Below are 22,787 nucleotides of genomic sequence, written 5' to 3' on the forward strand. Positions count from 1 at the left end.
TGATGCAGGTCGCTTACTTTACCTCAAACGTCCAATCATTTGGCGCGGTCGTGGTCCCGTTCACGCTGGCGACCTCGTCTCTGTGCTGCTTCCCGACGCTTCCGGGACGTTCCGTCGGGACAAGGGGGTCAACGAGCTGGTTCTCTATTACTGAAAGGACTCAACGGTGAGTCTCTTGGACCCGCAAGCTCATGCTGCGACGAGCGGACACGGCAGGACGTCGATTGCGGCACGACTGGAACGCTTGCCCTTCACCGGCTATCAGAAGAAGCTCGGCGGGATTCTGGCCACCTGCTTCATGCTCGACGGCATCGACTTGAACATGGTCTCGTTCCTGCTCGCGCCCATCAGCCACGACCTGCGCCTCAAATCGGGTGCGGCCGCGCTGGTCGCCAGCGCCGGGTTCGTCGGCATGGGCTTGGGAGCCACCGTCGCCGGCATGCTGGCCGACCGGTGGGGGCGCCGCCTGGTGTTGATCAATTCAATGCTGGTGTGGGGAATCGCCAGCCTGCTCACAGCCTTCGCCTGGAACCTGCAGTCGTTCATCGCATTCCGTGTCCTCACCGGAATTGGGATCGGCGCCGAGCTCCCGGTCGCTTTCGCGCTCGTGGCCGAGTTCATGCCGGCCGATCGTCGCGCGCGCCTGACCGGATGGATGCAGGTGGCCGGGAACGCCGGAAACGCCGCGTTCAACGGACTGGCGTTGGCGGCTGTCGCCATCGCGGGGATCTCGCTCGGCTGGCGAGCGATGTTCGCGGTGATGTTCGTCGCGTCCGCGTTCGCTCTTTATGTGCGGCGCAGTTTCCCGGAATCGCCGCGGTGGTGCGAATCCCGCGGTCTGCACGACCGTGCCGACAACGGCATGCGCGCTATCGAAGAGGCAGTCCAGCGCTATACCGGGGCGCCGTTGCCGGCGCCGGTCGCGATCGACACAGCCCGCACGGAAGACAAAGAACGCGCGGGGTTCCGCGAACTCCTGTCGCGCGCCTATCGCAGCCGGACGCTCCTCTGCTGGGCGTTGTGGCTGGTCGTGTTGTTCGCCTTCTACGGCATCAGCACTTGGGTCGGCAAGCTTCTGGTCGACCGCGGCATGAGCATCTCGAAGTCCATCCTGGTCGGATTGCTGATCTCGCTGGCCGGCATTCCCGCCGCCTGGGCGGTCGGGCACGCGATGGACCGCATCGGCCGCAAAGTGGTGCTCGTCTGCGCGCTTGCGCTTGTCGCGGCGGCCGCCTTCGCGTACGGACACGCGGCATCTTTCGGCCTCGTGGTGGCCACCGGCGCGGTCATGCAGTTCGCGCTGACCGCGGTGGCCACGTCGTTGTACGTCTACAGCCCGGAGCTGTTCCCGACGCGCGCTCGCGGCACCGGCATGGGAACGGCGTCCACGGCCGGGCGAGTCTCCGCGATCGCCGGCCCTTTGGCTGTTCCTCCGATCATTCTCGCGTTCGGCTACACGGGAACCTTCGTCGCCTTCGCGCTGTGTTTCCTCGTCGGGGCGATATTGGTGGTCTTGTTCGGCCCGGAGAGCAAAGGGCGCGTCCTGGAAGACGTCTCCGCCTGAGCGAGGCGCGGCACTGTCGACGAGTCCTCGCGCGGGCCGCGAGGTTCGCCGGAACCGCAGCCGCGGTCACTCGGACCGGCAGGTGCCCGAGGGTTGCGTGGGCCGGGTGATTCTGGAGCGATCCCGCGCGGCGTGCGCATCCGGGCAGGGCCGCTCTCGGCCCTGCCCGATCGCGAGACCGTGCGAGTGCCTTGTGGCATTGACGGGCCCCGGACGCGGCCCGGGCAGCCGGCCCTCGCGTGCGTCTGCTGAATCAGCCGCGCAGGGTTTCCTTGGGGCTTTCCCCGAAGAGCTGCCGGTATTGCCCGGATGCGCGGCCGTGGTGGTGCAGCCCGCAGCGGGCGAATACGCCGGTGACCTTCAGGCTGCCGGGCGCCGCGTCGCGGAGGATGCTGCGTGCTTTGCGGAGCCGGGCTTCGAGCAGTTCGCCGGTGAAGGTGCTGCCGGCTTCGTGGAATGCCGCTTGGAGGGTGCGCTTGCCGATGCCGAGGTCACCAGCGAGGCTGTCGATGGTCCACGGTTCGTCGACGCGTTGCCGGATCGCGGCGAGCGCAGCGTTGACATGGCGCCGAGACGCGATGTGCGACGGCTCGGGCGAGCGGGAATCGTAGCTCGGCGACTGTGTGCGGAACAGGCCGAGCATGAGACTTTGTTCCCAGGTGCGAGCCAGGAACGAGTCGGAAAACAGGCTCGACGTGCCGTCGAGATCTCGGGCCATGGTACGCGCAATGTCCGCCCATCCGGCTCCATAGCCCGTGGCGACGTCCATTCCCGGATGGAAGGTCACGGGCCCGTCGTCCAAAAGATGGCCGGCGTGCTCGCGCAGGAATTCTTCCAGCGCGCTGCGTTCGATTCGCACGATCAGCTTCACGCAGTCGGCGCTCCAGCGCATGCTCAGCGGCTGGTCGGGATCGGGGATCGTGGCAAGCCCGGGATGCGATTCGATCTCGTTGTCGCCGGATCGCACCAGCGCGTGCCCGGCCAACGGGATCATGACGACGAAGAATTCTTTGAGCGGCCTCGGTTCGATTACGACCTCGCTGCCGTACCCGACGAGGACCATTCCGATGTCGCGCAGCTTTTTCGTGCGCATCCATGCGTCGAGTCCGCTTCCGCGCCCGACCGGTTTCAGGCGGTGAGGACAGAAGATCCTCTCCACCCGGTCGCGCACGTAGTCCACGTCACCGGAGCGAAACAGTTCGTTGCCTCTCAGCAACGACAGAGGTTCATGCGCATGAACCTTTGTCATCGGTACCCCCCGATCCTTCCGGCGTTCGCCCTTCGGTGCCGCCGTCGCACCTTCAGTGCCATTCTTGTCTCCTCGGCGGACCGCACCATACCTCCAATCGGGCAACATGTATTCTGCAATTTGCAGATCCGGTGCGGCCAAGATGACCGGCGGGGCGAACAGGTTCGGGCGATCCCTAATCCCCGAGACGAGGGTTTCGCGTGTGCACGATGAGCGTGTCCGTTAGGCAGCCGGACGGACACGCTCATCGTCGGCTGCAGTTGCTTCGCACAGCGCCATCGCAGGCGTGCAACCTGATCAGCAGCCCAGTCCAGATCGTGCTGATCGCCGTCCAGTTCGCGCGAAACTGCTGACCTCCCGCGCGCGTTGCGTTGTGATAGGAGGCGGGGCGGATCGCGCTCTGCCACGCGGATCAGGGGACTGTGCAAGGCGACCCGGACTCAGCGGGGCTCCGCCGTTGACGGGCCTCGCCGCACTGGCGAGCCGTCGCGATCCGCTGAAAGTCGGCTTGGTGCCAAGAAAGGACAGGGAATGTCTTCGGGCCTCGTGACGCTGGTGAACCCGAATCTGGTGCATCCGCCGATCACGCCGTACGCGTTGGACATCTTGGGGACGTCGTTGGAGGCGGCAGGCTTCGACGTCGAAGTGCTGGACCTGTGTCTTGACCGGGAGGGCTGGTCGACGCGGGTGGAGCAGTACTTTTCACGGCGTTCGCCGCTGCTGGTGGGTGTGACGATCCGCAACACCGACACGATCTATCCGCAGGAGCAGCGGGTCTTCCTGGGTTCGCACCGGAAGATCATCGCTGCGATCGCCCGCCGCACCCAGGCCCCGATCGTGGGCGGCGGCGTCGGGTTCTCCTCGATGCCGTTCGCGCTGGTCGACTATTTCAACCTCGATTTCGGCGTGAAGGGTCCCGGCGAGGTCACCCTCGTGCGCCTCGCCGAGGCTCTGGCTGCCACAGGGGACGGCAGTCGCGTGCCGGGAGTCATCGCGAAGGATCACGCCGGACAGCTCCGGGAGAACAATCACGGCAGTGCGCGGCTCGACCGGGGACGGACCCGTCTGGTCAACCTCGTGACGCCGTACAGGCGGTATTCCGGGCGCGAGGACAAGGTCGACAACCTGGCCTACTACCGCTTGGGCGGACTCGGCAACATCCTCACCAAGAACGGGTGCACCTATGCCTGCACCCATTGCGTCGAGCCGGACGCGAAGGGCAGCCGGTTCGCGCTCCGCCCGCCGGGCGCGGTGGTCGACGAGATGCACTCCCTTCTGGAACAAGGGGTGCATGATTTGCACACGACCGACAGCGAGTTCAACCTCAACATCGCGCACAGCAAGCGGGTGTTGCGCGAGATCATCCGCCGGAAGCGGGCCGATCCGTCCTCGCCGTTGCACCGACTGCGGTTGTGGGTCTACGTGCAGCCCGCGCCGTTCGACAGGGAGTACGCGGCGCTGCTCGCGGAGGCCGGGTGCGCCGGCATCAACGTCGCCCCGGATCACATGCGGCCCGATCTGTTGGACGGATGGAAAGTCACCGGCAAGGGACACCGGTTCTACGATGTCGGCGACGTGGCCGAAGTCTGCTCGTGGGCGCGCGAGTACGACATTCCCACGATGGTCGAGGTGCTGTTGGGTATGCCCGGAGAAACGGCGTCGACGTTGCGCGACTGTGTACGCAGCACCCTTGCTCTCAACGCCACCGTTGTCGGCTACACGCTCGGCATCCGAGTCTTTCCGTACTCGCCCTTGGGGCAACAGTTGGCCGAACTGAGCGGTGGCACGTCGGCGGTGCCGGGGGTGCAATCCAACACCGCAACGGAGCCCATCATGCTCGCCCCGCGTCGCCGGTGCGCGGATGCTGCGGCCTACGAACGGCAATTCATGTTCGACGCCCGCGGCGGGTTCAGGCCGGTCTACTACTTTTCTCCCGAACTCCCCGACGGAGCGGGTGCGACAGCGCCCGGGGATCGCTGGCAGTCGAGCCTGGAATTGCTGTGGAACTGCGTCCCTTTCGGCGACCGGGATCGGGTCATGCTGCCCACGGCCCCCGGCTTGAGCCCAGAAGACAACAACTACGCGGACAACCCGTTCCTGCTTCGGCTGACCGAGTTGGGCTATACGGGCGCGTACTGGTCGCATTGGCCCGACCGCTACAAGATCATGGGCTCGCAGTCGCCCGCGAACGCCTGACCGGCTGCGGCAGCGCGGTTCCGGAGAAAGGCCCGACACGCACGGCCTCGACCCGTCCCCGAGCGTGCGCCGGCTAGCGGCCGAGCTGGCAGGACGCAAGGTCGAGCACCAGCTTCGTGGTCAGGTCGCTGTCCGCGCCGGACGTTCCTGTGTCAGGGCTCGTGACCAAGGCCTCAAGCACGCGTCGCCAGCCGCGGCCGGGGTCCGTGCGCACGTCGAGTTCGCCGGGCAGCCGCGGCGGCGCGTCCGCTCGCGTGCCCGCCGCCGCGCATACCCCCTCGGCCGCCAGGTGCACGAACAGGACGTCCGTGTTCGCGGCCCACGCCTGCCAATGCGGGTCGGCAGGGTCCACGACCACTGCCCGCTCGGGGGATGCGAGGGCGTCCGAACCACCGGAAGAGATCCGGACCTCACCGCGGGTCGGGAGCACCACGAGATAGGTCGTCAGCAGCGGCTGCATTTCGATCTCGACTGGGCCGCCGAAGCTCAAGCACGACACAGAGACCCCGCCGCCGAAATCCGCGTGCCGGCCGCGGGCGTCAAAGCGCTCGGGATCCAGCGGCTCCAACCGGAAGCAGGAAAGCCAATGCCGACGGTAGTTGTCCGAATCGACGATACGGCTGCGCTTTGCTGGCATCGCAGACCCTCCCACGCAAACGGGTGCTCGCCACGAAGACCAGGTCTCGCGATCCCTGGACCCGCGACGGCGCGGACCGACCGTGTGCGCAGCAGTTTGGCAGACGACCTCGTCGTTCCGGAACCTCCGCCCGGGCGAGTTGACCGCCACGGCCGGGATGCGAACGCCGGTGTCGCGTCGCGCGTGCAGCGGCACCCTGGCCCGCCGCCTCAATTGCGCAGTTCCGCCCCTGCGCGAACGGGATCATGAAGTGCGCGTTCGGGATAGTCGGCACAATGCCGAGCGCATACGGTGATCGCGAGGCTGCCTGAGGAAGGAACGGCCGCTGCCGCCGAACTGAGGAATGCGGATCCGGCGAAAAGCACCGCTGTCGCGCGGGAGCGCGGAGCAGGAGAGGACGACCGTCGTATGCCCGCGTTCATGGAGCCGTTTCGGATCAAGATGGTCGAGCCCATCCCGTTTCCCTCGCGGGAGGAACGCGAGCAAGCGCTGGCGGATGCCGGGTACAACCTGTTCCGGGTGCCGGCCAACGCAATCACCATCGATCTGCTGACTGACTCGGGCACTGCCGCGATGTCGGCGGCGCAATGGTCGGCGTTGGTCTCCGGCGACGAGTCGTACGCCGGGGCGCGCTCCTTTGCCCGTTTCGAACGAGTCGTTCGCGGCCTCACCGGCTACCGCGAGGTCATTCCGGTCCATCAGGGCCGCGCGGCCGAACGCATTCTGCTCGATGCTGTATTGGGTCCCGGCGAGCTGTGCGTGAGCAATACCCATTTCGATACCACCCGCGCCAGCGTCGAATCTGCGGGCGCCACCGCCCTCGACCTGCCCGCCAGCCGTGATCACGAACCTGGCTTCGGCGGCAATATCGACGTGGCCGCGACCGAGGCTCTGCTCGCCTCGCCCGACGGCCTGCGGGTGCGCTGTCTGGTTCTGACGATCACGAACAACGCCGGCGGCGGTCACCCGGTCTCGATGACGAACCTCCGGGCAGCCCGGGACTTGTGCGACACGTACGACGTTCCTTTGTTGCTGGATGCGTCTCGGTTCGCCGAAAACGCCTACTTGGTGACGGCCCGGGATCCCGCCTACGCCGGCCGGCATCCGCGGGACGTGGCCTGTGAAGCGTTTGAACTGGCGGATGGCTGCTGGGCGTCGTTGAAGAAGGACGGGCTCGGCAACATCGTCGGCCTTATCGCGCTACGCGATGCCGATCTTGCCGCGCGCTGCCGTGCACAGCTCATCGAAGTCGAGGGTTTTCCGACCTACGGCGGGCTCGCCGGCCGCGACCTCGATGCGCTCGCCCAAGGCCTCGAAGAAGTGACCGACCCGAGGTATCTGCGCTACCGCGCCGAGTGCGCGGCCTGGTTCGGATCTCAACTGGCCCGCGCGGGTCTTCCCGTCATCGAGCCCACCGGATGCCACGCGGTCTACCTTGACGCCGCTGTCCTTCTGCCTCATCTCCCGCCGCATCAACTTCCAGCGACCGCGCTCGCCAACGCGCTCTACGAGCACGGCGGCGTCCGCGTGTCCGACCTCGGCACGCTGGTGTTCGGCCGCCCAAACCCCGGCGGCGGCGCGGATATTCCGGCGCCGCGGGAACTCGTGCGCTTCGCGCTGCCCCGCCGCGTCTACACCCGCAGCCACCTCGAGTACGTCGTCGACAAGACATTGAGCGTGGCAGCGTCCGCGGCAAGCATTCCTGGCTACCACGTCGTCGAGCAGGCCCGCACGCTGCGTCATTTCACAGCCGTCCTCAAGCCGCTCACATGAGGTCGCGGGATCTCGCCACGCCTGGTGACCGACACGCTCGCCGGTCAGGACGCATCCTGCCTGGCGGGCTCGAGCAGCGGCTGTCGAGTCCGGCTGCCGAGGGGCTGCCCCCGGCGCAGCGATGGAGCGGAGGCCCGGCGAGGTGACCACGGGACATGCCGGCGTCGCCGCCACCGCCGAGGACGCCGCCGCCGTCCAGCGCGATCTGCTCGGCGCCCGCCATCGCGTGCGCGCCCTCGCCGACCGGATCGAGCTGCGCTACCGGGTCGCCGACGTCGAGCCGGGGATGACGCTGTGGCGGCTGACCTACCCGTATCCGGTCGAGCTGGTCATCGACGCTGCCCCCGCCTTCCTGTTCACCGCGCTCGACCCCGCCGGTGCCGGCGGCGAGGCCGAGTGGCTGCTGGACGGGCGAACCTACCGATGCCCGCCCGAGCCCGGCCTGGTGCTCAACCCCCGCGACCAGGCCACCCTGACCCTGCGCGAGCCCGTCACCATGCTGGTCCTGCGCGCCTCCCCGCGGTGGGCGGAGCTGGCGCTGAGGCAGCATCTGCGCGATCCCGCGCTGGACCGCGGCCCGCTGCGGTTCGACCGCATCGCCACCCCCGCCTGCGCCGACCTGATCACCGCACAGGCCGCACGCCTCCCGCGATGACCCGACAGCGCCGCGAGCCCCGGGCCCGCTGCTTGAGACGGACCCGCCCCGGACACGGAGAAAGCATTTGGAACGGAACCCGCACAGCGCGGACCTTCACGACATGCTCGCCGATCTCGAGGACTACCGCGCCAACCTGGGAACACGCGCGACGCCCGCTGCGTTCGCGAAGCGCATGGCCGCGACGCAGGCGCGCACCGGCAAGGCCGAGGCCGACATCCTGGCCCTGCGCAACACTGCCGCCCACCGGCAGGCGATGGACATGCTGAACATGATCGAACGGAACCCGCCTGGCGCGGACCCCGGCGCGAGCAAAGCCCTGCACGCGGTCACGCGGTTGCTGTTGGTCGGCATCATGCAAACCCTCGACGGCACCAGGGACGCGAACGAAATCCGGCCATGACCGGCCCTGGCGGGCCTTCGAGGCCGCCGGCGGTTCGAGCTCGCCGAACCCGGACCCCGTGTGTCAGCGGACGGGCATCGTCGTCAGGCACGCCAAGATTCTCGCAAACCTCGTGCCGTCGCGAAGTTGTTGCCCGCTTCGGCCACGTGGTGATCGCTGGCGCCACGGCGCGCTGGGCTCGGCTTCAGCTGTTCCGTCCTTGGCCGGGGCCCGGCCCGCGTGGCGGAGCGGGCGATTTACGTCGGGCGGGGACGTTCTGAGAGTTCACTGGGTGGCGTGCCTGGACCGCGCAACGAGTTCGAGGAGCACCTGGTGCAGCTCGCGGATGGTGTTCCGGGGTTCCACGCTGATGTTTCCGAGGTGATCGGCTACGACCTGGAAGAGCCGCGCGTCGCGGTGGGCTGTCCGCGGTGCGGGCGGACGCTGAACGAGGACGAGAAAGACCGGATGACGGCTCGAACCGCGGCCGGGGCCAGAAACGTGCTGATCTGCTTCGACTGCGAGTGCGCGGAGGAGGCCCGGATGCTGCGCGGCGGCGGCCTCCTCCGCCGCCGAGGGCCAGGAGATCCGGCTGTTGCGGGAATCCGCTCCGCTGCGCGGGATGAACGAGAGGCTGTCCGCATTGGGTTTCCGGTGCCGTCCGGCAGTGCCCCGGCTAGAGTCACCAGCCTGACGAGGGCCCGGGCCACCCGGTGAAAGGTCGGATTTCGCTGGGCGGCATCCGCAGGGGCCCTTCCAGCATCGGGCGGCGGCCAGCAGATGATCCGGTCCGCCTTGCAGGTAGATCTTGAGGAGAAACCGCAGACGCAGCGCGTATCACCAGCGCAGGCAGATAACGGCTTGCGTGGACGGAGGGCGTTGCCGCCTTCAAACCCGACGCCGACGGCGGCTGGACCTCAGACATGCAGCAACCGGCGGACCGGGCAGAACCTGTCCGACGAACGCTACGAAGCACTGCGCGGCATCGGCTGCACCGGCTGGCCAAAGAGATTCCGGGTCTAGTCTTCTTCTTTGCAGGAGAAGATGCCGTGTTCGACGGAGACCACGAACTCCTCGCCGGGCCACTCCTCGTAGGCTGCCTCGACTGCCGCAGGATCGCCCCATCGCTTCATGTGAGCGCCGTCGGCTTCGGTGCGGATGATGTAGCCGAATGGGCACTCACAGCCGGTGAGGAAGGTGTAGTGCCTGCCCGTTCGCTGAGTCGCGTAGGCCAGTTCCGCCGGGTACGCGGCCTCGTGCTTGCCGCAGTACAGCGGCAGCCGGATCAGCGTGCCGTCCAAGGTGCTGGCGGGGAGTTCGGTCGCGGGGGTAAACGCCGACAGCCGAACGCCCTCGACTTGGGAGATCAGGGTTTGCGCTCGGTTCATCCGGTCAAGCACGGCGTCGTCGGCGAATCCGGCCGCTGGCCACGGGACGGTGTCGGTGGGCGGCCAGATGTCCACAAACCCCCGCTGGGTAACCAGTTCCACGGCAAGTGCCGGCACGACGAAACGCACGCCCTGCACCAGCAGCCTGCCCAACACCAGCGTCATCGCGTAGCCCGAGGGCAGCGCGGGCGGAGACTGAGCGCCAGCCGCTTCGATGACGAACGGGGTGACCCAGGCCGACGCGGCGCGGAGATCACCGGTGTAGGAGCCGATCCAGTACTGGCTGAAGGGCAGTGGCTCCGCGCGGTCGCGATGGGCGTACAGGGCCGTGTACTCCTCGGGCGGCCCGCCCGGCCTGGGTCCGGTCGCCGAGGCCAGGAGGGACACGAGGGCGGTCTTGCACGTCCAGGCGGCGATCAGGGCCTGGTCATCGACCGACAGACGCCGGGGCTCGCCGCGGATCAGCGGCGTGAGCACGGGTTTGGCCTTGCGTTCGAGTTCGCTGAGCCAGCCGTTGTTGCAGGTGGCGCACACCATCCGCACTGTGGTGCGGAACGGCTTCGACGACCACTCTCGAGGGACCTGGTTGAGCGGCCCCGCGTGGTGGACGACGGGCGAAAAGCCGAGGCCGAGGCCAGTCAGCCAGTCGGGGAGGACGTGTTCTCGGGTCAATTCGGATGTGGAACCGCAGAAGACGCACCGTCGATCCAACGTCTTGCCTCGTTCTCGGGGATATCGGCGACCGGTCGGGTGCGCCCAACCTCCGCCCCTTCCGGGCTTGAGACTGGTGATGCCGCACATCCAACCGCCCCTCGGCCACGACCGGTCCTCGTCGCCACGACGCTCGGCGGGACTCAGGCTCCGGGCGGACTGGGCCTGCGGCGCCTGCGCGCCGCGCGCGGCTGGGCCTCGTACTGGTCCAGCGCGCTGGAGGCGGTGTCGCGCCAGGCCACGACCTTCGCCACCTGCTCGTCGATGCGGACAGTCGTGCCGTCGTCGGTGAAGTAGGCGAGCGGCACGCCGAAGAACGTCGCGAGGGCGTTCGCGACCTCCGGGAAGGGATCGGTGCGGTCACCGGCGACGAGTTGGCGGAGATCGGTCTCGGAGACCGTGACACCGGTGTATGCCTCGACTCCGGCCGAGATCTCCCGCAGCGAATAAGGACCCCGGTCGGCGGGATGCAGGGCGGGGATCAGGCGCTCGAGTTTCGCCGCGAACGTCTCACCCGCCCGCGCAACGGGTTCGCCGACCATGCCCCCGTCGTCGCTCACGGCTGCGTCTCCTCCCTCGCCTGCATGGTCGCCGGACCTGACCGGGCAGCGGCCCGGCGGAACCACGCTGCTTCCGCGCACGTCGGGTCTTCGGTCCGGTCAGGCTTTGTGTACCACGCCTCGCTGCGGTGCCGCCTCAGTCAGGCCGAGCCGGAGCCGCAACCAAGTTCCTCTGTGCCGGGTGCCTCGCTACGGCTGGTCGTGTTCTGGCTTCTCGTCCCAGCAAGACGAGGGAGTGGGGCCGGGTATCAGCTTCTCGGTCTTCGTCGCATCGTCGTGCAGGTGTCGCGGCACATCATCCGAACGAGCGTCAGCAGACGCGAACGTATGATCCGATGCCGGAATCGATCCTGAGCCCTCCGGGCCGCGCTCCCGCGTCGCCGCCACCCCGGGATAGACCACGAGCCGCGCCAGCGAAGACCGCACTGAGCCCTGACGCGGCTTTCGGTGCCGCACGCGGCGACACCGGAACCGGGGATGTAACGCAGGACCTGGCTGGTCCGAACCAAAGTGGACTGTGCCGAGATCGGGGAGGGACTGATGCACGATCCCGCCGGGGAGAACACGGATTCTACTGCGGCCGCCGGCGATGTCGCCGACCGCAGTTCCGTTCCTGGGGGAGCGGCGCAAAGGCGGTGGACGACTGTGCGCGAAGTCGTCGGGCGGTACTTAGCCGGGCTCCTGGTGAGGACTTGGGGGCCCACCGCCGCGCTCTGGACCGCCCCGCCCACTGCTGGAGAATCCCGGTATCTCGCGGACAACGGGGTTGCCGAGCACCACCGGCAGCGGATCCTGGGCGAGGTGCTCCGGCAGAATCTCGCGGCAATGCTCGGCGTGTTCGCGATCGTCCTCTTTCTGTTCGCTTTCGGACTCCGTGAGACGCCGCTGGGCCTTGGCGCACGCACGCCCTCGTTCGTCGCGGGCGAGCTCGTCGCCTGCGCCTTCTACCTGTTGTTCGTCCAGCGGATCTGGTCACCGCGGAGGCGTCTGTTGGCGTCGATCGGGCGGGCTGTTCGCCTGGTCCTGCTGCTCGACCCGCGTGCGGCATCGCCGTCGCCGTTCAGCCGTGCTGTCCGGCCGTACCTCGCTGATCCCGGGTTCCGTCGCCGCCGGGTGGAGGGAGTGGCGTGGGCGCTGACCCGCGACACCGCGCGCTTCACCGGATCGGAGCCGTCGGCCGGGATGACGGCGGGGGAGGTGCTGCTGTGGTTCGCCGAGAATCCGGCCGATCCTCGCCGCCGCCCTGTCCTCAGCGCCTATTTGGTCGAACTGGCTACCGCGGTCGCGAGCGGCGCGGCCATTCCCGCCGCCGCCTTCCTTCCTGCCACCCGGTTCCGGACCCGATCCCCGCGAGAGCCGCTGCTGCGCCGCCTGCGCACCCTTGGCGGCGGTGCCCTGGCAACCGGGATCATCGTCGCGGCCGTCACGGCGGTGCTGCGGATATGGATCAAGTGAGCAGCCTGCCCTGGGCAATCGACGCGACAGGACGGTGACCTCCGATCGAGCTCCCCGAAGCTGGTCAGCTCGGCGTTGCGCGGCGGTTCGCGGTGCAGACGTCCTGCGCGCAGTCGCGCGCACTTGCCGCACCGGACGCGTCCGAGTAGTCATCGCTCCCGCCGACCCACCCGGACATCGCAAAACCAGCACACCGCAACCGCACCCGCAGAAACAACCGTGCAACCGCGGAGAGTCGTTACACCACAACGGCTTTCAGGTTCGGAAACGGCACTGGCTGACCGGTGTTCGGCGGGTCTCGTCGCCGCCCGGTCGGACAGAGGCGTCGGTTCAGAGGCGCTGGTTCCAGCAGACGAAGAACCGTTCGTCCCGGTCGGGCCGGATGCCGCCGGGAATGCCGAACACCATCTCCAGGTCCAGGCGGTCCTCGGGCCCGCGGACCTCGAATCCCTGGCGCTGGTAGAAGGCGATCAGGTCGGGCCGGTCGGCGGGGATCTGGCCGTAGACCAGCGGGTAGCCGTGCGCGAAGAAGATCTTCCTGGCCTGGCCCAGCAGCGCGGCGCCGAGGCCGCGGCCGCGGTGCGGCTCGTCGACGACCAGAGCGCCGACACCTTCGCCAGGCCGACCGTGCCGACGGCCAGGAGCTTGCCCTGCTCCCGGGAGCTGGCTCCGGCGTTGCGGGCGTACGTCGCGTAGTTTTCGGCCACGTGCCGGGGCGGGTACACGATCGCGGTTCCGACTGTGCCGCGGTCGCGATGGGCTGCGACCAGCAGGCAAGGAGCGCCTGGCCGAGCTGCACGAGCAGCACCGGGCGGAGTCGGAGCGGCTGCTGGACGTGTTCGGCGACGTCCTGGCCGGCGCCCGGGAGGCCACCGCCGGATCCGAGAACGGCACGCCCGCGGCCGCGGTGGCCGAGCAGGCCGGGCGGCTGCTGCTCAAGACCTTGTCCGACGCGGGCGGGATCGAACGCCTGTCGGCCGCGCACGAGGTGGTAGCCGCGCATCACGGCAACAACTACCTGCCGCTGCTGGAGAAGTTCTACAAAAGCCACCGCTCGGCGCTGTTCACGCTGCTCGACACCCTCGACCTCGAGGCCACGAGCGCGGATCACAGCGTGCTGGACGCGGTGGAGTTCCTGCGCGCGATCCGGGGCCGCACCGGCGAATACGTGCCGGAGAAGGTCACCGTCGGGCAGGGCGCGGACGCGGTGACGGCGGCGATCGACATCGGCTTCGTCACCGAGGCGTGGCGCAAGACCCTGGTGGTCAAGGACCGGCCGGGGAAGCTGGTGCGCCGCCATCTGGAGGTGTGCGTGTTCTCCTACCTGGCTTCCGAGCTGCGGTCGGGGGACATCGCGGTGGCCGGGGCGGACTCGTTCGCGAACCTGCACGCGCAGCTGATGTCCTGGGAGGAGTGCGAGCCGCTGGCCGTGCAGTTCTGCGGCCAGGCCGGCATCCCGTCGGACCCGAAGCAGCTGACCGCGCACTACCGGGCCGCGCTGGGCGACATCGCCGCGGTGGTGGACGCCGGGTTCCCGCACAACACCGACCTGTCGTTCGAGGACGGCCGTCCGGTCCTGCGCCGCCGCAAGGGCGCCGACCGGCGGCCGTCCGCGCTCGCCCTGGAAGACGCGATCCACCAGCGGCTCCCGGAGCGCGGGCTGCTGGACATCCTCGCCCGCACCGCGCACCTGCTCGGCTGGACCCGGCATTTCGGGCCGGCGTCGGGGTCGGATCCGAAGATCCGCGGTGACCGGATGGCCCGCTACGTGCTGACCGTGTTCGCGAACGGCACGCTGCTGGGCCCGGCGCAGGTCGCGCGGCACATGCGCGACCAGGTGTCCGCGCACGAGCTGTCGATCGCGGCGAACAAGCACACCACGTCGGCGAAGATCGACGCCGCCTCCACCGACGTGATCAACGAGTTCGCGAAGCTCGACGTGGCCGGGATGTGGGGCGACGGACGGGTCGTGGCCGCGGACGGCACGCAGGTCGACACCTGGGAGAACAACATCCTCGCGGAGTCCCACATCCGCTACGGCGGCTACGGCGGGATCGCCTACCGCCACATCTCCGACACCTACATCGCCCTGTTCAGCCACTTCATCCCGTGCGGGGTGTGGGAGGCGGTGTACATCATCGAAGGGTTGCTGCGCAACGACTCCGACCTCCAACCGGACACGATCCACGCCGACACCCAGGGCCAGTCGCTGCCGGTGTTCGGGCTCGCGGCGCTGCTGGGGTTCGACCTGCTGCCGCGGATCCGCAACTGGCACGACCTGAACTTCTACCGCCCGTCCGCGGACGCACGCTACGAGCACATCGACACGCTGTTCGGCGACAACGTGATCGACTGGGGCCTGATCGAGACGCACTGGACCGACCTGCTGCGCACCGCGATCTCCATCAGCGAGGGCCGCCTGTCGTCAGTGACCTTGCTGCGGCGGCTGGGCAACAATTCGCGCAAGAACCGGCTGTACCGGGCGTTCCGCGAGCTGGGCCGGGTGATCCGGACGATCACGCTGCTGCGGTTCCTGGCCGATGCGCAGCTGCGGGAGCAGATCACCGCGATCACCAACAAGGCCGAGGCGTTCCACGGGTTCTCCGCGTGGCTGCGCTTCGGCGGCGAGGCGATCGGCCGCAACGACCCGGACTACCAGGAGAAGATCGTCAAGTTCAACGAGCTGCTGGCCAACTGCGTGATCTACTCCAACGCCTGCGACATCACCGCCGCCGCCAACGCCCTGGCCGGCGACGGGCACCCGATCGATCCCGACGACCTGGCCACGATCTCCCCGTACATCACCCACACCATCCGCCGCTTCGGCGACTGGGTGCTGGACCTGTCCCCACCCGAGACGGTGCCGGTCACCACGCTGGACCTGGTGCCCGGCGCGCTGTTCCCCGGCGACATCGCCACGGCCGCGGTGCCGGCCGTTGCCGCGGCACGACAACTGCTCCGTGCCGCCTCGAGGAAGGGGTCTTGATGACCACCCGTTGGGTTCGCTACGTCGTCCCGGTCATGGTCGAGATCGACTGCGACAACGACGCGATCGACCGGATCGTCGCCCTGCCCGGCGAGGCACGCGAGGACCGCGACGACCGCGGCCAGTTCTGCATCTACGACGAGAACTTCATCCGCCGCCACGCCGACGGCCCGGACGAGGTGCACGCCCTGTGGGTGGCCAACCCGCCGAACGGGCGGATCCTGCCCGGCCCGCCGCAGGACTGGCCGCACCTGCTGGACTGGGAAGACGGCTTCGACCTCGACGAATACGACGCCGACGGATACTGCGAGGACGACCGCTACACCGACTGCGACCCCTACGCGCCGCCGCGCCGTCCGGGAGCGTCCTCGTGACCGGCGACGGCGCGGGCGCCGCGCCGGTCGAGTCGGAGGCGGTGCGGATGGTCCGCGGTACCCCGCCGTGGTGGCCGGGGTCCGGGCCGGTTTCCGGCGGTAACCCACCGCTCGGGCAGAGCGTCAGTCGCTTCGGGAACCAGGCCCGGAGCGGGGTGGCTGCACGAGAGCTGGGAACGGGCTCTCATGCGTGCTGAGGGTCGCGGACGATGCTGTGCACCTGGGGGACGAGGAGATTGGCCAGGCATGCCAGGACGATGAGCGCAGCGGCGGCGAGCAACAGCGGGCCGGGCGACACGACGGGCAGGGCGACGGCGACGAGGATGTATCCGAGCGGGATGGCGGCGGTTTCGCCGAAGGCGTTGATCGCGAACAGGCGTCCTTGAAGCCGGTCCTCGACGTGGGAGGCGAGGACGACGTTCCAGGCCACGCTCGCGATGTCCATGGCGAGCCCGGCGAGGAGCATCGCGGTCATCACGATCGCGAACGGCGCGTGCGCTCCCATCGCGGCGAGCGGGAGCGCGAGCCCGCAGGACACGCAGAGCGCTACTGTCAGCAGTCTGCGGGGTTTCCAGGCCAGGGCGAGTCCGCTGCCCGCGACCATGCCGGCGGCGAAACCGGCCTGCAGCGCGCCCCAGCCGGCTGCGCCGTGGTAGCGGTCGGCCGCGACGACGGGGCCTAGCAGCGCGTTGCCGGCCATCCACGCGGACAGGACTGCCGTCCCGGACAGGGTGTAGGTCCACATCCAGGTCCGGGACAGGAACTGTGACCATCCTTCGGCGAAGTCCTGCCGGAGGGTGCCGCGCGCGGTCGTGACGGAGCCGAGGTCGAGGCCGAGCACCAGCAGTGCCGACAGGACGAAGCTGGCGGCGTCGACGGCCAGGCCCACCGCTGGGGAGGAGACGCTGATCACCAGCCCGCCGACGGCCGGTCCGGCGACGCGGACCGCGTTCTGGGGGAACCGGGCGAGTGCGTTGGCCTGCTGGATGAGGTGTTCGGGCACGATCTGCCGCAGGATCCCTTGTTGCGCGGGCCGTGATATCGCCGCGGCGGCTCCGGAGAGGAAGGACAGGCCCCCGAGCAGGAGCGTCGCGCGGGCGTCGACGGCCACGACCGCCGCGACCGCCGCTTGGACGAGCGCGGCGCTCAGCCGGCCGGCGAACAGCAGCCGCGACCGGGACACGCGGTCGGCCAGCGCTCCGCCGTAGAGCAGGAACACCACGGTGGGCACGATGTTGAGCGCGAGGACCACCGCGAGAGACGACCCGCCGCTGCCGCCGCCGACCACGGCGAAAGCGAGCGCGACCGGAGCGATCGACGATCCGAAACCGTTGACGACATTCGAGGCGAACACGCGCCGGAACGCGCCGATGCGCAGCAGCTCCGCCGCGCCGCCGCTGCGCAGCGCGGTCACTGTTGCCGGCCTGTCGCGGTGTCGCGGTTCCGCTCCCAGAGGGCGATGCCGTGCCGGTAGGCCGCCCAGTAGTCGGCGTGGGAGATTTTTCCGTGGCCTCGGCCGTTGCGCAGCAGGGAGACGTACACGCCCGGGTCGGGGTCGGTGGCCTCGACGATCGGGAGGAGATGGTTTTTGAGGTGGAGCAGGTCGCGGTCGCTGACCGCGGCGTAGACCATTTTCCCGGTATCGGGCGGTCGCCGCGCGAGCAGCGTTGACAGTTTCTCCGGTTCGGCGGTTCCCGGCAGGTGCGCCCAGGGCGCGAATTCCGGCCACAGGAAAAACGAGCGCGGATCGTTCTGGGGCGCGATGGCCAGCGCCAGGCTCGGCGAGCGGGACTGCAGCGCCATCCGGATCGCGGCGTATCCGCCGGAGGAGGGGCCGTGCCAGACCACGCCGCGCAGGCGATGCTGTCGCGCCAGGTCGGCAGCTACGCGGTCGAGCAGCGGCCAGAAGTGCCGTGCACCGGACAGATACCAGCCGATGGAGCAGTCCGGCGAGCGTTCCAGGACCGGGTCGGACGCGAACAGACAGACCGCGTTCAGCGACAGCGAGGTCTCCTGCCGGAGGAACACCGGCGTGCGGTACTGCGCCCGTTCGATCTGGCCGTGCAGGAACACGCTCACGTACGGGGACTCGATCTTCTTCGGCACCCGGACCATGTACTGCAGCAGGTCCCCGTCCGGCGACCTCGCCGCGTAGGAACGGCTCTCCCGCGTCGGGCTGTCGTCCGCAGCGTCGCGGGCCTCGGATCCCGGGGCCGGGCGACGGGTCATCCGCGGTCCTTCGCCCCGGACGCGAGCGGAGCCGACTGGGCGGCCTCGTCCGCGCGCGGCGAGTACCGGGGGATGTCGTTGCGCAGCATCGTGCGCAGCCCGGGGCCGACGACTTTGACGACGGAGAACACGTCCGGGCGCGTGGACAGGTCGAGCACGATCGGTTCGTGCCCGCTGACGGCTTCAACGCGCCGTGCGAGCGTGGCCAGCTCGCTGCTGAGGCTGGTGTCCTGGAACCCGAGGCCTTCGACCGCCAGGTCCCAGTCGAGGCCGGTGACGGTGAAGCGCGGCTCGTCGCAGACCGAGGAGAAGACGTCGATTTCGGACGGAATGTCGTCGCGTGTCCCGGTGATCTCGGTCAGGCGCGTCTGCACGGCTTCGGTCAGCGCCCGCGACACCGCCACGGCGGGATCGCTGTGCGCGCCCGCTCCCGCGCACACGGCCGGGTAGTCCTGCGACCAGATGCAGGCGACCGCGACGGGCAGCGCGTACGGGTTGGGCACCAGGGCGAGCTCCAGCTGGACGCCCGCGTCGTCGAGGCGGCGGATGGTGTCCTGGCAGAACGGCGAGCTGATGCTGCGCGGGTCGAGGAAGACCCGGTGGTCGGGCGCGTGTTCTTTCAGCGTCGACACGACGTCGCGTTCGATGACCTCGTACAGGCCGTGCAGGACCGCCTCGTCGTGGGTGTTGCCCGAGGCCAGGCCGTTGCTGCTGGCGTCGAACGGGACGGGCTGCCAGTCGCGGGTGCTGGTGAAGGCCAGGTCTACGACGTCGCAGGGGATCCAGGTCGGCGTACCGCTGCGCAGGCCGACGCCGCGGTACCAGTCGAGGACGAGCAGGTCGAACGCGTCGGCCGTGACGCGCGCGTTGAGGTTCGCGACGTCATACTGCAGGTCGAGGTCCCGGGCGAGGGCGGTGCGCCGCTCGTTGCCGGGATGTTCGGCGTGTTGCTGTTCGAGGGTTTCCATGACCGCGGACAGCTTCGCCAGGATGGGGTCGTGGCCTTTGCCTTGTGCCACCGACAGGGTTTCCGATGCGGGGCGCACCGCGAGGAACACGGGCACGCCGATGCAGTCGAGGCCGGTGACGTCGGCGACCCGGGTCACGCCGTAGCCGGGCAGCAGCGGCTCGATCAGCGCCCAGGTGTCCTCCGGGGCCCTGGCCCGGTGGGTTCCGGGGAGGACGATCTTCTTATCCAGCATGGGCGCTCGTCTTTCGCTCCTGGAAGGCGCGCACTGCGGTGAGGTAGCCCACGACCATCCGCGCGAGCGCGCGCACGGCGTCGCCCTCGCTGCGGAATCCCCGGGCGACGCCGGCGCCTTCCATCTCGTCGGCGTCGACGCCCCAGAGGTCGGCCAGCAGCGCGGACCCGACATCGCGGCGCAGCCAGCGGGAGCTGAACGCCGGGTTGCGGGCGTGGAATTCGCGGTCCGCGGCGAGGTACTCGGTCAGGGTGGCGATGTCCTGCGGCGTTTCCCCGGCCAGCAGCCACCGCACGTGCCGGCTGTCGCCGAGGTCGTAGCGGGGCCGGAAAATCGTCCGCTGCACCTGGTCGACGAACGGCGCACGCCCGCGTGCGGACTCGCCGATGCCCAGCGCGTCGAAACGCTGCGCGAGCTCCTGTCCCTCGGCCTGTCCCGCGGGGCTGCGCGACAGGCGCGCCAGGAACCCGGCCCAGATGTCGGGGAAAGCGGGGTTGAAGATCTGCTGGTACTGGATCCGGCAGCCGAGCGGGGCCGGGGAGTCCTCGGCGAATCCGGCGAAGTGGTTGCGCCAGTCGCGGTAGAAGCCGGTGTGCCAGTCGCCGAGCCGGACGCGCTCGCCGGAGGATTCCTGCCAGTCCCGCGTCTCCTGGATCCAGGTGAGCGCGGCGATCGCGTCGGCGCGTTTCTGGTTGCCGAAGTGGCGCTCGTCGCGGGTTTTGGCCTCCCACCAGTCCGCGAAGTCCTCGCGGCCGTGCTTGCGGGCCCACCGCAGGCAGGTGCGGAATGTGCGCTGCGGGTAGTACAGCTGCCGGAACAGCTCCAGCAGCGCAGCCTGCTCGGCTGCGGGGATGACGTGTTCGGCGGCCGCGGCGCGCAGGACCGCCCGGATGTTGACCAAGGGCACGGTGAGGGCGCTGAGGTCGTCGTCGCTGCCGTGCGCGACCGCCACCTCGTCGTCGCCGACGATCTCGCCGGAGGCGTAGGCCCGGTAGATCTCGCCGATGCCGATCATGCCGAACCGCGCCAGGTCCGCGGCGCGCAGCGCCCCGACGCTGGACGCTCCGACGACCCGCACTCCGTTGTCCAGCGCGTGGAACACTTCTTTGTGCCGCAGGGACAACGACTGGTGGTAGAGGCCGTCCAGGACGAGAACGGTGTCTCCGCTGGCGATGTCGGGGGCGAAAAGGTCGCCGTGTTTGATCGGCCGGTGCACGGCGACCTCGCCGACGATGCCGCGGACTTCCTTTTCGCCGATGGTCGGCCCGACGAATACGTGGATCAACAGCTTCCTCCGCGGGCGCTGGAATGCGTGGACGGGAAGGCGCGCGCCCCGGCGGGCCGGAAGGAGAATCCCCGGCCCGCCGGCGTTGCGTCAGTCCCGCGTCGCGTTGTCGCCGCCCGCCACGTTCGCGGGGCTGTCCGAGAAGAGCGCGGAGAACTGCTCGCGGGTCAGCTGGTCCGCGACGCTGACCGTCAGCTCCGAAGGCTCCGCGATGGCGTTGCTCGAATCCATTCCAGAATCCAATCTTTCGACGGCGTCTAGCATGCCGGTCTTGTCGATAGCGACTGGCATGATCGCGTCTGCCCTCGTCGCGGTGCAAGATCCGAATGACGGCTTGACCGTCTCGCGCGCCGGGGGATCGCAGGAGGGGCTAGTCGCGAAAGACGCGGCGAAGCGGACGTAGGTGGCGATATTTTGCGGTTGAGGATGGGAGCCGGCAGGCAAAGATCCCCTATTGAAGGCATTGCCAGAGTCGGATCTTTGTGCTTGCCCGGTTGTCGTGCCGACAGTTTCCCGGGCACGAAAATCCCCTTTTCCGGGGGTTTCTCGCGGGTGCCGCGGCGGCGGGCGCGACGAGTCCGAAAACGAGGAAAGGCGTGACCGCGGTCGCGCCGGACAGGGCGTGGCGGATTCCCGGACGTCGGGACCGGGATTGAGGAGGAGACGAGCGTGATGGTCAGCGTGCACGCTCCGGCGGTGGTGCTCGCCGGGATGGTCGTGCATCAGGGGAGCCGGCTGTGCGAGCGCGGCGCGTCCTCGGCCGCGTTCCGGCACGCTCCGGTGTTCGCGGTGCAGTTGAGCAGGCGGGCGACCGTCTGCGGTCAAGTGGCGGCGTTGCCGGCAGGCTTGGCGTTGGCGCTGTGCGTCCCGCCGCGCCTGGGCGCGGCGTTGGCGGGCGTGTTCGTCCTCTGGTGGCTGGCGACGGTTCAGCGGCGGCTGGCGAATCACTGCTGGCTGAGCGTGGTCGCCGTCGCGGGGATGGCGCTCCTCCCTGCGGCCGACGACGCGGTGCTGGCCCGCAACTTGCTGGCGGGCCTGTATTTCTCGGCGACCCTGTTCAAGCTGAATCGCACCTACCTGGCCGGCGATGCGAGCGCCGGCTGCGTCGTGGCCCGGCTGCACGCTCGGCTGCTCGGCCTGAGACTGCCCGACACGGTGTTCCGGTGCGTTCCTCCGCTGGTGGTCGGCACGGAGTTCGCCGTGGCCGTGCTGCTGCTCGACCCGCGGTCGGCGCCGGTCGCGCTGGTGCTGGCGTGCGCGATGCACGGCGTCTTCGGGATCACCGGGAACTTTCCCTTCTCGATCGTGGCGCTCGGGCTGTGGCTGGTCGCGTTCCGCGCCGACAGTCGCGGGGACGTGGTCCTGCGGCTCGGAAGCGCGTGGCCGGTGGTGGCGAGCGCGCTGGCCGCCGCGGCCGCCGCGGCGCTGCTCTCGCGCAGTCCCGCAGGCCGGACGTCGGCGTTCGTCGCGGGGAACGCCGTGCTGGGCGCGGTGTTCGGAACGCTGTGCGGGCTCGCCCTGGCGCACGCGCCGGAGGGAGACTGGGACAGCGCCGCGGTGCACGGCGCCGTGGTCGTGCTGTTCGCGCTCAACGCGGTGTCGGTGTTCCTCGGGTGGAAGCTCGACTGGAGCTTCGCGATGTTCTCGGGCCTGCGGCCGCTGGGACGCTCGTGGATCCAGCGGCGCCGCTCCCGGCGGGTGCCGCGGTACTACCTGCTGAACCTGCCGGAGCAGGTCCCCCTCGGGCTCGTCCGGGACATCGGCGCCAGGACGCTGTGGGAGGCGACGTGCGGCGGTTTCGCCGTCCACGAAGCCGTGGCGTACTGGTTCGAGCGGGCCGCGCGCCGGCACGGATGCACCTTCGCGCCGGTCGCCGCCGAACGCCGCGGAGACGTCCTGGTTCCCCTGCCGGGCAGCGGCGCCCAGCCGAGGCGCGTGCCGCTGGCGTTCCCCTGGATGATTCCCGTCGACTTCGCGGTCCCCTACCTCGGATAGCCGCAGGCAGTGCCGTCCGCGGCGAGCGATCTGACGATCGCCGGTCGTGACGTTCGGTGTGGGTCCCGGCGTTCGGGCCGGGCGCGGGGATACTGTGAGGCGCCAAACCGGACAAGCACGCGCGCAGGGAGTCAACAACAGTGTCG

General features: G+C 69.3%; 21 protein-coding genes. 11 read left to right on the plus strand and 10 right to left on the minus strand.

Annotated elements, in window-relative coordinates; genetic code table 11:
* The first annotated feature begins 175 nt into the window (after positions 1-175).
* Entirely contained in the window at positions 176-1,564 is a 1,389-nt protein-coding gene (locus CU254_RS42105; protein WP_158688166.1) for an MFS transporter, read from the plus strand.
* Positions 1,565-1,817: 253 nt separating this feature from the next.
* On the opposite strand, the gene CU254_RS42110 is transcribed toward CU254_RS42105, so the two are convergent.
* Positions 1,818-2,744, minus strand: a complete 927-nt coding sequence (locus tag CU254_RS42110; protein ID WP_037719267.1) for an AraC family transcriptional regulator — start codon at positions 2,742-2,744, stop codon at positions 1,818-1,820.
* 600 nt (positions 2,745-3,344) lie between these two features.
* Between CU254_RS42110 and tsrT the strand changes: the two genes are divergently transcribed.
* Positions 3,345-5,009 (plus strand): tryptophan 2-C-methyltransferase, encoded by a 1,665-nt coding sequence (gene tsrT, locus CU254_RS42115; RefSeq protein ID WP_009086391.1) that lies wholly within the window; start codon positions 3,345-3,347, stop codon positions 5,007-5,009.
* A 73-nt stretch (positions 5,010-5,082) separates the two neighbouring features.
* On the opposite strand, the gene CU254_RS42120 is transcribed toward tsrT, so the two are convergent.
* Entirely contained in the window at positions 5,083-5,646 is a 564-nt protein-coding gene (locus tag CU254_RS42120; protein WP_037719265.1) for a hypothetical protein, read from the minus strand.
* A gap of 291 nt (positions 5,647-5,937) precedes the next feature.
* On the opposite strand from CU254_RS42120, the gene CU254_RS42125 reads away from it, so the two are divergent.
* The 4 genes from CU254_RS42125 to CU254_RS42140 all read left to right on the plus strand — a co-directional run bounded on the left by CU254_RS42125 (position 5,938) and on the right by CU254_RS42140 (position 9,173).
* Positions 5,938-7,419, plus strand: a complete 1,482-nt coding sequence (locus CU254_RS42125; protein WP_234392914.1) for a tryptophanase — start codon at positions 5,938-5,940, stop codon at positions 7,417-7,419.
* 142 nt (positions 7,420-7,561) lie between these two features.
* Positions 7,562-8,074, plus strand: a complete 513-nt coding sequence (locus CU254_RS42130; protein WP_037719263.1) for a hypothetical protein — start codon at positions 7,562-7,564, stop codon at positions 8,072-8,074.
* A gap of 103 nt (positions 8,075-8,177) precedes the next feature.
* Entirely contained in the window at positions 8,178-8,477 is a 300-nt protein-coding gene (locus CU254_RS42135) for a hypothetical protein (RefSeq protein WP_158688165.1), read from the plus strand.
* A gap of 276 nt (positions 8,478-8,753) precedes the next feature.
* Complete coding sequence (locus CU254_RS42140) at positions 8,754-9,173, plus strand: hypothetical protein (RefSeq protein ID WP_158688164.1); 420 nt, start codon at positions 8,754-8,756, stop codon at positions 9,171-9,173.
* Positions 9,174-9,475: 302 nt separating this feature from the next.
* Here the strand turns inward: CU254_RS42140 and CU254_RS42145 are convergent, their stop codons facing one another.
* Together CU254_RS42145 and CU254_RS42150 are read right to left on the minus strand one after the other, a co-directional pair.
* Positions 9,476-10,381: a hypothetical protein gene (locus tag CU254_RS42145; RefSeq protein ID WP_050788565.1), complete on the minus strand. Its 906-nt coding sequence runs from the start codon at positions 10,379-10,381 to the stop codon at positions 9,476-9,478.
* A gap of 317 nt (positions 10,382-10,698) precedes the next feature.
* A complete protein-coding gene (locus tag CU254_RS42150) occupies positions 10,699-11,115 on the minus strand; it encodes a hypothetical protein (protein ID WP_050788564.1) in 417 nt (138 codons plus the stop codon).
* 825 nt (positions 11,116-11,940) lie between these two features.
* Between CU254_RS42150 and CU254_RS42155 the strand changes: the two genes are divergently transcribed.
* The gene (locus CU254_RS42155; RefSeq protein WP_158688163.1) at positions 11,941-12,570 is read left to right on the plus strand and encodes a hypothetical protein; all 630 of its coding nucleotides are present in this window, start codon (positions 11,941-11,943) and stop codon (positions 12,568-12,570) included.
* Positions 12,571-12,900: 330 nt separating this feature from the next.
* On the opposite strand, the gene CU254_RS45120 is transcribed toward CU254_RS42155, so the two are convergent.
* Positions 12,901-13,170 (minus strand): GNAT family N-acetyltransferase, encoded by a 270-nt coding sequence (locus CU254_RS45120; RefSeq protein WP_369871197.1) that lies wholly within the window; start codon positions 13,168-13,170, stop codon positions 12,901-12,903.
* Between CU254_RS45120 and CU254_RS44560 the strand changes: the two genes are divergently transcribed.
* The 3 genes from CU254_RS44560 to CU254_RS42170 all read left to right on the plus strand — a co-directional run bounded on the left by CU254_RS44560 (position 13,090) and on the right by CU254_RS42170 (position 15,930).
* Positions 13,090-13,266, plus strand: coding sequence for a hypothetical protein (locus CU254_RS44560; RefSeq protein ID WP_234392915.1), 177 nt, complete (start codon positions 13,090-13,092; stop codon positions 13,264-13,266). The two genes, CU254_RS45120 and CU254_RS44560, sit on opposite strands and share 81 nt — an antisense overlap.
* Before the next feature lie 139 nt (positions 13,267-13,405).
* Positions 13,406-15,556, plus strand: coding sequence for a Tn3 family transposase (locus CU254_RS42165; RefSeq protein ID WP_199786467.1), 2,151 nt, complete (start codon positions 13,406-13,408; stop codon positions 15,554-15,556).
* Positions 15,556-15,930 (plus strand): hypothetical protein, encoded by a 375-nt coding sequence (locus CU254_RS42170; RefSeq protein WP_009086373.1) that lies wholly within the window; start codon positions 15,556-15,558, stop codon positions 15,928-15,930. Before CU254_RS42165 ends, CU254_RS42170 begins: the two co-directional genes overlap by 1 nt.
* Before the next feature lie 184 nt (positions 15,931-16,114).
* Here CU254_RS42170 and CU254_RS42175 read toward each other — a convergent pair whose 3' ends face one another.
* The 5 genes from CU254_RS42175 to CU254_RS43545 form a co-directional block, all read right to left on the minus strand.
* Entirely contained in the window at positions 16,115-17,344 is a 1,230-nt protein-coding gene (locus CU254_RS42175; RefSeq protein WP_009086371.1) for an MFS transporter, read from the minus strand.
* Positions 17,341-18,159 (minus strand): hypothetical protein, encoded by an 819-nt coding sequence (locus tag CU254_RS42180; protein ID WP_009086369.1) that lies wholly within the window; start codon positions 18,157-18,159, stop codon positions 17,341-17,343. Before CU254_RS42180 ends, CU254_RS42175 begins: the two co-directional genes overlap by 4 nt.
* Positions 18,156-19,361, minus strand: coding sequence for a YcaO-like family protein (locus tag CU254_RS42185; RefSeq protein ID WP_009086367.1), 1,206 nt, complete (start codon positions 19,359-19,361; stop codon positions 18,156-18,158). Before CU254_RS42185 ends, CU254_RS42180 begins: the two co-directional genes overlap by 4 nt.
* The gene (locus tag CU254_RS42190; RefSeq protein WP_009086365.1) at positions 19,351-20,646 is read right to left on the minus strand and encodes a TfuA-like protein; all 1,296 of its coding nucleotides are present in this window, start codon (positions 20,644-20,646) and stop codon (positions 19,351-19,353) included. The genes CU254_RS42185 and CU254_RS42190 overlap by 11 nt, the downstream gene beginning before the upstream one ends.
* 90 nt (positions 20,647-20,736) lie before the next feature.
* Positions 20,737-20,877: a hypothetical protein gene (locus tag CU254_RS43545; RefSeq protein ID WP_158688162.1), complete on the minus strand. Its 141-nt coding sequence runs from the start codon at positions 20,875-20,877 to the stop codon at positions 20,737-20,739.
* A 438-nt stretch (positions 20,878-21,315) separates the two neighbouring features.
* On the opposite strand from CU254_RS43545, the gene CU254_RS42195 reads away from it, so the two are divergent.
* Positions 21,316-22,641, plus strand: a complete 1,326-nt coding sequence (locus CU254_RS42195) for a hypothetical protein (RefSeq protein WP_009086364.1) — start codon at positions 21,316-21,318, stop codon at positions 22,639-22,641.
* Positions 22,642-22,787 lie beyond the last annotated feature (146 nt).

It is taken from the genome of Amycolatopsis sp. AA4, assembly GCF_002796545.1.
Classification (GTDB): Bacteria; Actinomycetota; Actinomycetes; order Mycobacteriales; family Pseudonocardiaceae; genus Amycolatopsis.

Bases quoted from the DNA above. Each gene is read 5' to 3' on its own strand.
- tsrT (WP_009086391.1), top strand. From the start codon at position 3,345: ATGTCTTCGGGCCTCGTGACGCTGGTGAACCCGAATCTGGTGCATCCG.
- CU254_RS42120 (WP_037719265.1), bottom strand. From the start codon at position 5,646: ATGCCAGCAAAGCGCAGCCGTATCGTCGATTCGGACAACTACCGTCGG.
- CU254_RS42135 (WP_158688165.1), top strand. From the start codon at position 8,178: ATGCTCGCCGATCTCGAGGACTACCGCGCCAACCTGGGAACACGCGCG.
- CU254_RS42145 (WP_050788565.1), bottom strand. From the start codon at position 10,381: ATGGTGTGCGCCACCTGCAACAACGGCTGGCTCAGCGAACTCGAACGC.
- CU254_RS42155 (WP_158688163.1), top strand. From the start codon at position 11,941: ATGCTCGGCGTGTTCGCGATCGTCCTCTTTCTGTTCGCTTTCGGACTC.
- CU254_RS42170 (WP_009086373.1), top strand. From the start codon at position 15,556: ATGACCACCCGTTGGGTTCGCTACGTCGTCCCGGTCATGGTCGAGATC.
- CU254_RS42180 (WP_009086369.1), bottom strand. From the start codon at position 18,159: ATGACCCGTCGCCCGGCCCCGGGATCCGAGGCCCGCGACGCTGCGGAC.
- CU254_RS42185 (WP_009086367.1), bottom strand. From the start codon at position 19,361: ATGCTGGATAAGAAGATCGTCCTCCCCGGAACCCACCGGGCCAGGGCC.
- CU254_RS43545 (WP_158688162.1), bottom strand. From the start codon at position 20,877: ATGGATTCGAGCAACGCCATCGCGGAGCCTTCGGAGCTGACGGTCAGC.